Annotated in this window: 12 protein-coding genes and 1 other annotated feature; of the genes, 8 read left to right on the top strand and 4 right to left on the bottom strand. The window is 51.3% G+C overall.

Annotated features, from left to right (window positions below):
* The 3 genes from EDM56_RS22220 (at nucleotide 1) to EDM56_RS22210 (ending at nucleotide 3574) form a co-directional block, all read left to right on the top strand.
* Nucleotides 1–2160, top strand: a complete 2160-nt coding sequence (locus EDM56_RS22220) for an ABC transporter transmembrane domain-containing protein (protein WP_122920117.1) — start codon at nucleotides 1–3, stop codon at nucleotides 2158–2160.
* A 12-nt stretch (nucleotides 2161–2172) separates the two neighbouring features.
* Nucleotides 2173–2679, top strand: coding sequence for a GNAT family N-acetyltransferase (locus tag EDM56_RS22215; RefSeq protein WP_122920116.1), 507 nt, complete (start codon nucleotides 2173–2175; stop codon nucleotides 2677–2679).
* Between the two features lie 340 nt (nucleotides 2680–3019).
* Entirely contained in the window at nucleotides 3020–3574 is a 555-nt protein-coding gene (locus EDM56_RS22210) for a phosphoribosyltransferase family protein (protein ID WP_122920115.1), read from the top strand.
* A 65-nt stretch (nucleotides 3575–3639) separates the two neighbouring features.
* Here EDM56_RS22210 and EDM56_RS22205 read toward each other — a convergent pair whose 3' ends face one another.
* On the bottom strand, nucleotides 3640–4317 hold the full coding sequence (locus EDM56_RS22205) for a GntR family transcriptional regulator (RefSeq protein WP_122920114.1): 678 nt from the start codon (nucleotides 4315–4317) through the stop codon (nucleotides 3640–3642).
* Nucleotides 4318–4578: 261 nt separating this feature from the next.
* Here EDM56_RS22205 and EDM56_RS22200 point away from each other — a divergent pair, with 261 nt between their 5' ends.
* The 4 genes from EDM56_RS22200 to EDM56_RS22185 are packed head-to-tail and all read left to right on the top strand — an operon-like array spanning nucleotide 4579 to nucleotide 7988.
* Nucleotides 4579–5469 carry a DUF6282 family protein gene (locus EDM56_RS22200; RefSeq protein WP_122920113.1) on the top strand — a complete coding sequence of 297 codons (891 nt, stop codon included), beginning with the start codon at nucleotides 4579–4581 and terminating at the stop codon, nucleotides 5467–5469.
* Between the two features lie 38 nt (nucleotides 5470–5507).
* The gene (locus tag EDM56_RS22195) at nucleotides 5508–5852 is read left to right on the top strand and encodes a cupin domain-containing protein (RefSeq protein ID WP_122920112.1); all 345 of its coding nucleotides are present in this window, start codon (nucleotides 5508–5510) and stop codon (nucleotides 5850–5852) included.
* The gene (locus EDM56_RS22190; RefSeq protein WP_122920111.1) at nucleotides 5845–6630 is read left to right on the top strand and encodes an HpcH/HpaI aldolase family protein; all 786 of its coding nucleotides are present in this window, start codon (nucleotides 5845–5847) and stop codon (nucleotides 6628–6630) included. The genes EDM56_RS22195 and EDM56_RS22190 overlap by 8 nt, the downstream gene beginning before the upstream one ends.
* 26 nt (nucleotides 6631–6656) lie before the next feature.
* A complete protein-coding gene (locus EDM56_RS22185; protein ID WP_221175999.1) occupies nucleotides 6657–7988 on the top strand; it encodes an MFS transporter in 1332 nt (443 codons plus the stop codon).
* 62 nt (nucleotides 7989–8050) lie between these two features.
* On the opposite strand, the gene EDM56_RS22180 is transcribed toward EDM56_RS22185, so the two are convergent.
* Complete coding sequence (locus EDM56_RS22180; protein WP_122920110.1) at nucleotides 8051–9310, bottom strand: MFS transporter; 1260 nt, start codon at nucleotides 9308–9310, stop codon at nucleotides 8051–8053.
* 110 nt (nucleotides 9311–9420) lie between these two features.
* Between EDM56_RS22180 and EDM56_RS22175 the strand changes: the two genes are divergently transcribed.
* Nucleotides 9421–10218, top strand: a complete 798-nt coding sequence (locus EDM56_RS22175) for a helix-turn-helix domain-containing protein (RefSeq protein WP_122920109.1) — start codon at nucleotides 9421–9423, stop codon at nucleotides 10216–10218.
* Nucleotides 10219–10271: 53 nt separating this feature from the next.
* Here EDM56_RS22175 and trpS read toward each other — a convergent pair whose 3' ends face one another.
* Both trpS and EDM56_RS22165 read right to left on the bottom strand, forming a co-directional pair.
* Complete coding sequence (trpS, locus tag EDM56_RS22170) at nucleotides 10272–11258, bottom strand: tryptophan--tRNA ligase (protein ID WP_122920108.1); 987 nt, start codon at nucleotides 11256–11258, stop codon at nucleotides 10272–10274.
* A 67-nt stretch (nucleotides 11259–11325) separates the two neighbouring features.
* Nucleotides 11326–11594, bottom strand: a binding site (T-box leader).
* A 64-nt stretch (nucleotides 11595–11658) separates the two neighbouring features.
* A complete protein-coding gene (locus EDM56_RS22165; RefSeq protein WP_122920107.1) occupies nucleotides 11659–12552 on the bottom strand; it encodes a hypothetical protein in 894 nt (297 codons plus the stop codon).
* Nucleotides 12553–12559: the final 7 nt, after the last annotated feature.

Genomic DNA, 12559 nt, shown 5'->3' with positions numbered 1-12559 from the left:
ATGCTGAAGGTCGTTAAAAATCTGCTGCGCTATCTGCAGCCCTACAAGCTTTTAATAGCACTGTTTTTCTTAACGATGCTGCTTAATTTGGCATTTATTTCGCTGGCGCCGCTCAGTTTTCAAATCTTGATCGATAAAGCAATCGAGCCGCATGACAGCGCGTATTTCTTCATGGTGATGAAAGTGCTCGGCATCAGTGGCGTGATTTGCGTTGGCTGCGGAATTGTGAGCGATTATGTGCTGGCCCGATTAAATGCCCGCGTGCAGGCTGATCTGCGCCGAAAGATGTTTACCCAGATGCAGCACCTGCCGATCAGCTATTTCCAAAAAGCCCGATCCGGTGACCTGCTCTCCTATTTTTCCACTGATTTGCCGTCCATCGAAAATGCGATGACGGCGATCCTGACCATTGGCATTCAATCGTTCTCCGTCGTGCTGATCAGCACGCTTGTGCTGTTTTATTTGCAGTGGAGCATGGCGCTGCTGATTCTGATCGGGGCGGCTCTGATCTTTGTTGGCCCTTATTTGCTCGGGAGGCGCGCCCAGTCAGTGAACACGGCATATCGTGAAAAAATGGCAGCGATGCTCGGTGTCGTACAGGAGAACATCAAGGCGCAAAAGGTGATCAAAGGCTTTAACCTGCAAACGGACGTGATCGAGTCGTTTACTGCGCGACTCAAGGTGTTTTCCGTCGCCAATTACAGTAAAAACTTGATGAGTGCGCAGCTCGAACGCATCCCGATGATCAGCCTGCTGTTCATCAACTTTACGATTATCGGATTCGGCTCCTATTTGGCGTTAGAAGCGTACATCACAGTAGGCGCGCTTGTCGCATTTTTCACCATGTACACCTCGATGGGCAATTCGGTCTTTAACCTGACGTATATCCTCCCCGTTTTTACCGATGCGCTCATCAGCATGGAGCGGATCGACCAGTTGCTAAGCCACCCCCGGGAGGCACAAGGCGGGACTGACTCTGCCCGCTTGGAGGAGCGGCGCCCGGATATCGAGGTGGACCGCTTGTCGTTTGCTTATGATGACAAGCGACAGGCACTGCAGCAAATCAGCATGTCCATTCCGGCGGGAACAACAGCTGCATTCGTAGGCTCCAGCGGATCGGGGAAAAGCACGATGATGCAGATGCTGCTCGGTTTTTATGAGCCTGATGAAGGAGAAATGCGAATTAACGGCACTCCCTTTCAAGACGTGGATCGCAAAGTGTTTCGCGAGCAGATTGGCGTGGTTTTTCAGGAAAACTTCCTGTTCCAAGGAACACTGCTGGACAACATCCGCGTAAGCAAGCCCGACGCTAGTCTCGACGAGGTGATCGAAGCGGCCAAAAAGGCGGAGATTCACGAACATATTGCAAGTCTTCCCGACGGCTATGAGACGGTTGTGTACGACGAAGGAAACAATTTTTCCGGGGGACAGCGTCAGCGGCTGGCAATCGCCCGGGCGATTTTGCGCGATCCGTCCATCTTGTTCTTGGACGAGGCGACCTCGGCGCTTGACCCGATTGCGGAAGCAGCAATTAACCAGACGTTCGCGGAGCTTTCCCGTAACCGGACCGTCATCACCGTTACCCATCGTCTGTCGTCGATCAAGGATGTTGATCATATTTTTGTGTTCGATCAAGGGAAGCTGGCGGAAAGCGGGAGCCATCAGCAGCTGTTGGACATGGGTGGTCTCTATCAAAAGCTGTGGGAGAAGCAGAGCGGGCTGTCTATTTCCTCCGGCGGGCAGGAAGCGACCATTGACGAAGAGCGGCTGTCACTGCTTCCGTTTTTTCGCGGTGTCGATCGTGATGTCCTCAAAGATATCACGCATCTGTTCAACACGGAGACTGTTTCGGCTGGGCAACCGATCATTCAGGAAGGAGATGTGGGCGAAAAGTTTTATTTGATCGCTCGCGGCAGAGTGGAGGTCACTAGGAAAGCTCCCGATACGGAGGCCGGTTTTACTCGGTTGGCTGTACTGGAAGACGGCGACCATTTCGGGGAGATTGCGCTTTTGGAACATGCTCCGCGCAACGCGACCGTGACGGCGTTGACCCCATGCGTGTTGCTAACGCTTCAACGCAAGGTGCTTCACTATCTGTTGGCAAAGCATCCGGAAATTGACGCTCATGTCAGACAAACGATCAAGGAACGACGGAACTAGGAGGTGCATTCAATGGCATTGCATTACCGGCGGTGTCTGACCGACGAGGACCGAGCGAAATACACGCTCTACTTCATCCGCAACCGCGCTGATTTCCATCCGAGCTGCTCGTTGGCTGAGGCACTCATACACATCCTGCACGTGATAAATGACGCGCATATTATCATGATCGAAGATGATAGCGGCGAAATGGCTGGGTGGGGACATTACCGGTACATAACAGACAATCCCGAGACAGGGATGAAAGGAAAGATCGCATTCGTGGAGTCGGTCATGCTAGAAAAGGAGTATCGGAGCAGCCGGCAATTTCTCATCGGCTTCCGTTGCCTCATCAGCCAGATCGCCGAAGAATCGCCTGATGCCGACACGTTCCAGTTTTACGCCCGGGAGGATCATGGCTACCTGAACCGGCTTTATGGCAAGTTCGCGCAAGTCGTCGGCAAGCGGGAGGGATACTTCGGAATGGAAAATATCTTTTCTACCCAATTGGCCCGTTTGCGTGAATATCTGAACGTATGAAAATGTGAAATAGGTAACGGAATGAATAATTGACGGTATGTAATTCTGAATGATATATTGTTGTTAATAAGTACCAACCGGAATTTGAGAAAGGAGGATGAACGGGATGCTCCAAATACCATGGCTTAATAAAGGTGACAGAAAGCCGTTTCAAGCAACTTTTCTGGACTTGCTGAAGCAAAATGAGCAGCTGAGAGCGACTGCGACTGTAGTTGCCGCAAAATAATGATAAATTGGAATCTACTATAAGCGCGATAAAAAGCTGTCGTCTGAGGATGCCAGCTTATTTTATTTCCCGGCAAAAACGACTATCATATTTGGCATAAAAGGAGGGGCTGTCATGGAAAAAACATACGTGTTGGAAATCGCAGGGATCACCCGGCATTTGCCGATCATCCCGATCGCGGAACACGTAAGCATCGCCAGCTTTGTCATTCTCGGCGATACCGAACTGGTCACAGCTGCTGCACCGCTGCTCGCCGAAAAGCTGCCAGAGGTCGATGTGTTGATCACCGCGGAGGCAAAGGGGATTCCGCTCATTCATGAGATGTCCCGCGTCATGAACATGAAAAAATATTATGTCGCACGCAAAAGTACCAAGCCGTATATGGAGTCACCGCTAATTAATGAGGTGGAATCGATCACAACGCAGAAGAAGCAAATTCTTTGCCTTGACGGGGCTGACGCTCGGGAAATCGCCGGCAAGCGGGTGGCGATCATTGATGATGTCATCAGCACGGGCAAATCGTTGCAGGCGATCGAGGATTTGGTCGTCAAAGCGGGTGGACATGTAGTTGCGCGCGCTGCGATTCTGGCCGAGGGAGATGCTGCAGGCCGGAGCGACATCCTCTTTTTGCAGGAGCTGCCGCTGTTCTCGCATCTGCAAACCGAATAAATGGCGTGAAAAAAATCCCTTTCTTTCGTAGAAAGGGATTTTTTTATCGATATGTCATTCAAGCGTTAGCCCCCGAGCAACGAACGCGACAGCTTCAATGCATTGATGACGATTTTGAAGCCATTTTCTTTTTGGGTGCGGATGACGGAAACCGCCGTTTCTTCATCCTTTTGGCGCAGCGCATCTACCAATGCGTGGTGCTCGGCGTTGGAAATACGCAGGCGGGCCGGATCATGATGGAAAATCATCTTGGAATTTTCGCTGCGCATGAATAGATTCTCGATCATCTCAATCAGGATCGGTGAATGAGAGGTGCGATAGAGCAGCTGATGGAATTGGCGATTCGTCGCGGTGTAAGCGGGAATATCGTCCTTTTCGATGCTGTCGTCCATGCTTTGGACATAGCTTTCCAGCAGATCCAACTCTTCGGCCGTCGCGGCGTGCACCGCAAGTCGGGTGGCGAGTGTCTCCAACTCGACGCGTATCATAAAAATTTCTTCCAGGTTTCCGATGTTAAGCGGAGCGATCCTGGCGCCGCTGTGCGACTTCAATTCGAGCAGTCCTTCTGAAGCCAGCTTTTTAATCGCCTCCCGAACAGGAATATCGCTGACACCGAGCTGGCGGGACACTTCCCGAATCACCAGGCGATCCCCGGGTTTGTAGTGGCCGGTCAAAATCTTTTCTTTCAAAAACTCGTAGACTTTATCTGATTTTGTATTCCCTTCGAGGTCACCGATCGTCATAATGTGCGCTCCCTTGCATGGAATCAATGAGCCGATGCGATGTATCGGCCATAAATAGAAAACAACTAAAATATATCATCAGCGCTTGTAATTATATATGATTCGGGAGATTTTGTACATTTTTCAATAAAAAGCGCTTGAAGTTTCGTGACAATTCTTATAATATACACTCATGAGATGGATTATATATAATTTTATCGCGTATTATATGTGATTGTGAAATGTTACCAAATCATTCCGATGAGAAGGCGAGTTGATACGATGTATGCAGAACTGCTTGAGGGCGCCTATGACCTCCATGTACACACAGGACCGGATGTAAATGAACGAAAGCTTGATGACTTGGAAATGGCAGAGCGGATTCAACGCATAGGGATGAAAGGGTTTGGGATTAAATCACATTACTTTTGCACCGCAGAGAGAGCCCGGCTCGTGAAAAAGCTGTATCCTAGCGTTCATCCGATCGGGGCGATCGCGCTCAATTACCCGGTAGGCGGGATTAATCCGCTGGCAGTCGAGATGGCCGCCCGAGATGGTGCAAAGATCGTTTGGATGCCCACCTTTGATGCAGCCAATGAGCTGCGCTATTTATTGGCTCAGGATAGCTACGGCGAGCTGCCGCCTTGGGCAAAAGTACAACTGGAATTGAATCAGCAAGGGAAAACGAAAGCGGGCATCACCATTTTGGCGGATGGCGAGTTGACGGAGGCGGCGCAGGAAGTTTTGGCGATCATCGCGCAGCACAACCTCATTCTTGCTACCGGTCATTTGGGCAAAGACGAGATTTATCCGCTCGTGCGTGCCGCCCGTGAACAAGGCGTGAATAAAGTGGTCGTTACGCATCCGACGTTTTCTTCTGTAAGCCTTTCCAAATCAGAGCAGAAGGAGCTTGCGGACCTCGGCGCTTACATGGAGCAGTGTTTTGGCGTCATTACGCCAACGTATGGAACGGATTGGGATGAACTATATGAAATGATTCGCTTCGTCGGGCCAGAACGGACAATTTTGTCGAGCGATCTCGGTCAAGTGAACAACCCGTATCCTGACGAGGGAATGGTCGCCTTTGTCACCAATTTGCTGAACAACGGTTTTTCCAAGGAAGACATCAAGCGGATGACCGCGACGAATACGACCTTTTTGGTTGAGAGCTAAGAACTGGACAACGATTGAGACTACCAGGAGGGGTATAAATGGGGAACGCAACAATCAAAGCGGCGAACTGGAACACGATGCAGGAAGTGGTGGTGCGGGAAGGCGTGACGAGAAAAGCCTTCAGCGGGGAAGGAGCAACGCTCGCCTTGCATGTCCTGCACCCGGGTCACGAGCCGAAGCCGCATCATCACACATACGAGCAGATCGTCTACATTTTGAGCGGCAAGGTGAATTTTCATGTGGGCGATGAGATCGTTTATTTGGAAGCGGGCGGACTGTTGGTCGTTCCGCCGAATGTGGAGCACTTTGCGGAAGTAGTGGGCGACGAGCCGGTTTATAATCTCGACGTATTCACACCGAAAAGAGCGGAATACGATGCGTAAACAAGCCGGTCACTCATCGTTCAAGCAGCTGTTGGCAGAGGGAAAGCCACAAGTGGGGACATTCGTCAAAATCTTTTCGGCCGAAATCATTGAGCTGTTGGGCATGGCCGGGTTCGATTTCATCGTGATTGATATGGAGCACACCACCTTGAGCTTTACGCAGGTCGAGCAAATGGTTCGGGTAGCTGATCTGCACAGCATGAGCAGCATGGTGAGGATTCCTGACGCTTCGAGGAGCTCCGTGCTCCGAGCACTTGATCTGGGCGCGACAGGCATCCAGGTTCCACAGCTGCTGGATGAAGGAGAAGTGATGGATGTGGTGGACAAAGCCAAGTACCCGCCGGATGGGACACGTGGTGTCACCTATGCCCACCGAGCGGCGGGGTTCGGTCACACGCCGAAAAATTATTTGGCACAAGCCAATGTACAAACAACAATCGCCATCCATATCGAAACTGAAAGCGCTTACGAAAAGGTTGATGCGATTTGTCAGACCGCAGGTGTGGATATCGCGTTTATCGGACCGGTTGATCTTGGAATTTCATTAGGAAAGGGACCGGACTATCTGCAAGGCGAGCTGGCCCTCCCTGTCCGACGCATCCTAGAGGTTTGCCAAAAGAGGGGCGTGCAGGCGGGCATCGCTGTCGCAAACGAGGAGCAGTACCGTTTTGCCATCGAAAATAAGATTCCGTACATCGTCTGGTCATCGGATGTCGCGTTGTTCAAAACTGCGGTCGATGGCGTCGCAAAAATCACAGCTTTGCGTGAAAATATGTAACACGATTGCATTGAGGGGGATTGTCCATGGGAAAAGCAATGGCAAACAACGTGGCCGTGGCCGAAGAGCGGCCCAATGAAAAATTGAGTGACGAAGGCAAAAAAACGTTACTCGCAGCATTTTTTGGATTCACCGTTGATATGATCGACGTATATTTGCCGATCATCGCCTTAGCTCCTGCGATGGTCTATTTTCAGCCGGCGGACCTGTCGCCGACCGTATCAACGACTTTGTATTTCCTGGTGTTTGTCCTATCTCTCATCGGACGTCCCGTCGGCTCGATGATATTCGGTTATTTCGGCGATAAGATCGGCCGGCGGAAAACGACGCTGGTTTCCATTTTGGGCATCGCCGTTTCCACGCTGCTCATTGCACTGCTGCCCGGCTATGCAGCTTGGGGGCTCGGCGGAATCGTCACGATGGCGATCCTTCGTCTGGTGGCCGGGATTTTCATGGGGGGCGAATATACGTCGGCGAATCCGTTGGCGATGGAATATGCGCCTAAGCGGAAACGCGGATTGTTTGGTGGATTCATCAATGCAGGCTTTCCAGCTGGAACGATCATTGTGTCGGTTGTGACCCTTGCTACCTTGAAGCTTTTCCCTGCGGGTGACGCTACTTCTGCGTATGCGGTGTGGGGCTGGAGGATTCCATTCGTCATCGGTGCTTTGTTGTCTTTTGCCTTATTCTTATACTCGTACTATAAAGTGCCGGAATCTGAGGTGTGGAAGGAATCGAAAAAAGCGGAGAATCCGCTCAAAGACCTGTTCAGCAAAGCGAATCTCTCCCAGCTTGGCCAAGTGTTCCTTGTGATGAGCGGCGTCTGGTTCGTTACGAATGCGATCATTTCGTCGTTGCCTGGCATGCTGAAAATGCTCAAGGTGGACAGCGCGGTCTCCACGAATGCACAGCTTGTGACCAATATCATCATGTTCGTGCTCTTCATCTTTGCGGGGGCGATCAGCCAAAAGATCGGCCGAAAAGCGGTTCTGGTCATTTTTGGGATTCTCGGCTTCACCGTCGCGCCGTTTCTCTACTATTACTTGCTCAGCAGCGGTTATCAAAATACCGCCACCCTCATCCTGCTGGTCGTGCTAGTGAACTCGCTGGTCATTCCGGTGTTCGGTGTCTTGACCTCCTATATTACGGAACGGTTCCATACCGGTGTGCGGGCATCGGGGTATGGGGTAGGCTACAGCCTGGCGTTGATCATCCCGGCGCTGACGCCATTCTTCATGCTTGGTCTGCAAAACGTGATGCCTTATTTGTATACGCCGATCGTCATCCTGGTTATTGGCGGACTCTTCATTACGGTAGGCGCACTGCTTGGTCCGGAAACCAAAGATGTAGATTTCTAAACATAAGAAACGAACCGATGGCTGTCATCGGTTCGTTTCGTTGTGCGTGCAGGTGATGTCGGTTAGGAAATTTCTTGGCGTTTTGCTGCAAAAAACGGTTTTTTCGGTAGCGTTTTGCCCATGATGACCGAATCCTTTGGCAGCAGCAAAGCGAGCAAGCCCAAGAGCGGCAAAAACGAGCATACGTGAATCATGTAGGCGACGCCATGCGTATCCATCAGCCATCCCATGATCACCGAGCCGAGACCGGCCAAGCCAAAAGACAAGCCGAAAAACAGGCCTGCAACGGTGCCGACGTGTCCAGGGAGCATTTCTTGTGCATAAACGATGATCACGGAGAAGCCGGACATAAGAATCAGGCCGATGGCGATGCAAAGTAAAATTGCGCCGACCGGGCCAACATACGGCATCAGAAGTGAGAACGGAGCGGTTCCAAGGATGGAAAACCAGATGATTTTCTGACGTCCGAAGCGGTCAGCAAGCGGACCTCCAATAAACGTTCCGACCATCCCGGCGAATTGGAGGGCAAACAGGCACATTTGCGCGCTTTCTAATGGAAGCTGATACGTTTCCATATAATAAAACGCAAAATAGCCTGTCATGCTCGCGAGATACACGAATTTGGAAAACAGCATCAAAATGAGAATGCCCAATACGTAGGCGATGAAGCCTTTGCTAAAACGCTTTTCAGCCACCACGGCATTGCCTTTAGCAGCTGCAGATTTGACCGGCCGGGTCTGGCGGCGATACCAGCGGCTGATCGCTCCTTGCAGCACGATTCCGATGACCGCGAGCACGATGAACCAGAGAAAGCCGAGCTGCCCCTGCGGGCTGATAATAAAGGCTACCATCAGTGGTGCCAACGCCTGACCCGTATTGCCGCCAACCTGAAAGACCGACTGGGCGAACCCTTTACTTTTACCGACAGCCAGATGTGCGACCCGCGATGATTCCGGGTGGAGCACAGAGGAACCGACACCGATCAGAGCGGCAGAAAGCAGCAGGTATCCGAGCGAGGGGGAGAGTGCCAAGCCGACCATGCCGAGCAGTGTAAAGACCATGCCTAGCGGCAGCAGGATCGGCATCGGTCTGCGGTCCGTGTAATAGCCGATGGCAGGCTGCAGGACAGAGGCCGTGATATTGAGCGTAAACGCCACCCAGCCGATTTCGGCATAGCTGAGCTTCATGTTTTGTTGAAAGAGAGGGAAAACAGCGGGGACAACCGATTGCATGGCGTCATTGAGCAAATGGGCGGCACTGACGCCTAGCAGTATGAGCATGGCGCTGTTTCGTGTCGCTCCTGCAGCGGTGCTTTGTTGCATTTCTCCACATCCTTTTTCCTCCATCCTAGCTGAACGGGAATAGGCGTGTCGTCGCGAAAGTTGCTTAGGAATCGAGCAATTTTTGCTATAATGGAGCGGGGTGAAGCCGAATGCAGATGCGAGTGGTTCTGCCGCAGCTGGAAATATACAAGATCGAAAGAGAGTTCGCCAATGTGCCGCATGCGCACGCCAATCAATTCCAAGTCACCATTCCTTTGCACGGCACATGCTTTTTCACACATGAAAACAAGGAGATGGCGCTAACTGCCGGGAACGGACTTGTCCTCCAGCCGCGCGATATGCATTCTTTTGCGATGGGGGATGATGCTGGCCTGATCATCATTCAGGTGAATGATCAAAGCATGTATCCGACTGCGATGAAAACCCGCAGGGAACCGTCGCTTTATCAGCATTTTGACCCGGTTACATTATCGGATTATTTCAAAAAATGGATGATGGACATGATCAGTTTTGACAGTGCCCATGGCTTGGCTGTGGAAGAACTGGAATGTCAGATTCTCAGTTATTTGCATCAAACCTTGTGGGGCCAGGCGGGGACAATGGAAACAGTACATGACAGGCTCGTCGTCGACCCTCATCTAAAGCGAGTTTTGGACTATATCCATGCACATTACACGGAGCAGATGAACATCGATGAGCTGGCGACGATTGCGTTGCAGAGTCGCTTTCATTTCATTCGTTCCTTCAAGTCGATGATGGGGGTGACCCCGTATCAATATGTTTTGCAGCTGCGTGTTGAGCAGGCCAAAGTACAGCTACAGCGGACTGATGATACCGTGACAGGCATCAGTTACCGTCTCGGTTTCTCCAGCACCAGCCAGTTTTATCGGACGTTCTTAAGGGCAGTCGGGATGACGCCGGAAAAATATCGGGCAGAAACGCGTTGAAAATAAAGTGGGTTGGGAAGCTGCTGAAAGCTCCCAACCCACTTTGTTTATCCTTACAAACGAGCCATGCCCATTACACGCTCTACTTTGTGCAGCATGTCATTGGCGACTTTGTTTGCCTTTTCTGCGCCTTCGGAAAGAATGTCATCCAGCTCGCTGGAATGGAAGAGCTGCTCGTAGCGCTCTTGAATTGGGCGGAGCGTCTCGACAACAACCTCAGCCAGTTCGGTTTTGAATGCGCCGTAGCCTTTGCCCTCGTACTGTGCCTCAATCTCATCCAGCGTTTTTCCGGAGCAGAGGGAGTATATCGTCATCAGGTTGGAGATGGCAGGCTTATCAGCCTTGTCAAAGCGCACGACGCTGTCCGAGTCGGTTTGCGCGCGCTTCATTTTTTTCACGATCGTGTCGGCATCGTCGAGCATCGAGATAAATGCGCCTTGGTTCGGGTCGGATTTGCTCATCTTTTTGGTGCCATCGGCAAGGGACATGATGCGTGCGCCCACTTCTGGCAAGCGAACTTCTGGAATTGTGAAAATCTCGCCATAGCGATTATTAAAGCGTTCTGCCAGGTCGCGGGTCAGCTCCAAATGCTGCTTCTGATCCTCGCCCACCGGTACAAAGTCTGTTCCGTACAGCAAAATGTCGGCAGCCATCAGCGGAGGATATGCTAACAGACCTCCTGGAATCGATTCGCCGCGACCGTTTGCCTTGTCTTTAAACTGGGTCATGCGCTCGAGTTCTCCGAGGTACGAGCTGCAAAGCATGATCCAGCCGAGCTTTGCATGCGCAGGCACTTCCGATTGGATGAAAAGCGTGACTTTTTTCGGATCGAGCCCGACTGCGAGGTACAGTGCGGCCAAACGGCGAATGTTTTGGCGCAATGTCTCAGGCTCTTGGGGAACGGTGATCGCATGCTGGTCGACGATGCAGTAATAACAGTTGAATTCATCCTGCAGCGGCACGAAATGCTTCATGGCCCCGAGGTAGTTGCCCAAGGTCAGGATGCCGCTTGGCTGAATGCCGGAAAAGATCGTTTTCATGAGAATGTTGCTCCTTTCAATACTTTCTTATTAGGTCAAATAAATACAAAAAGGTCCATCCGCCCTGGACAGGGACGAATGAACCGTGGTGCCACCCTTGTTATTTCACGCATGACAAGTATTCTTGCACGTGCGCAAAATCGCTTTAGCCGTACCCAATGATACGGTGTCCTCTGATAACGTACGGACGCAACGCCAAAGCCTACTGCTGTCCCGAAGACAGGTTCGGTTTGGAGCTCGGAAGCCCATTCAACATCCACTCGACACTGATTCGCACCAACCATCAGCTCTCTGGGGTCTCGTAAAATGCCTACTCTTCTTCCTCATCGCATTAAAAATCATACCCTTTGAGCAAACATTTTAACCAGTCATCGAAGAAAATGCAAGTGGCTGGTTATTCTTACTCCTTGATTTTCTCGAAAGAGGCGTCATAAAGTCGGAACATCGTCTTGTAGCCCGATTCATCCAGCTTGATCCCAACATCCAGCTTACCGGTGATCAGCAGTGGGTCTGATGTGTAGCGCAGCTTGATGTCATCGGGGACATACACAATCATGATTTTGTTCCAATACGTTTCATCGCCATTGTCAAACGGACATTCCGCACCAGGCTTTGGAATCAGCAGAAACCAGTGCTTCTCAAATGATAAAACTTCGCCCATAAAGCCTTTGATCTGCACGGTCTGCCCATTCAGATCCCAGAAACGCGATGAGGGCGTGTTTTGCTGCTCATTGTCAAAAAACTGATTCCAATTGATTTCGTTGTTTGCTGCAGCAGGTTTTTGCGTGCCAGACGCGGTGTTGGCCGACGATGCGGGAGCTGTGACTGCAGCAGCGTGACCGGGCTTGGAAGCCGCGGTTCGGTCGGGTTGGACTGCTGGTTTGGCGCCTGTGTTTGTGGCCGCGCTCGGTTTTGGCGAATTTGCTTGTGCTGTGGCAGTCGTCGAAGCAGGAGATGCGGCTCGTTTTGTTTTTTTCGTTTGATCCGGCTTATCTGGAGCTGTTTGCTCAGCAGCTGCCGGCGGTTTGGTCCCAATGCCGTTTTCGGCTTTCTGGTCGGCTTGCGGTTCATTTTGGTTTTGTATAGCCACAGTCCCAGAAGCAGTCTCATTCTCGGTCAAATTGGCAGAAGCACTGGCAGGCACCGTCTCATTTGATGCGGCAGCTGTGCTAGCCGAAGCGTTCGCTCCCATCGCAAATGTTTCAGGCGTCTTTTTTTCCGCCTGCTTAGTTCCGCATCCAGCGCATATCAGTGCGAATGACAACAGAAGCAGCGGATAGGATAATCGGTTCATGCTATCA

This window comes from Brevibacillus fluminis (genome assembly GCF_003710825.1).
Classification (GTDB): domain Bacteria; phylum Bacillota; class Bacilli; order Brevibacillales; family Brevibacillaceae; genus Brevibacillus_D; species Brevibacillus_D fluminis.
This window is presented reverse-complemented; position numbering and strand designations above follow the sequence as displayed.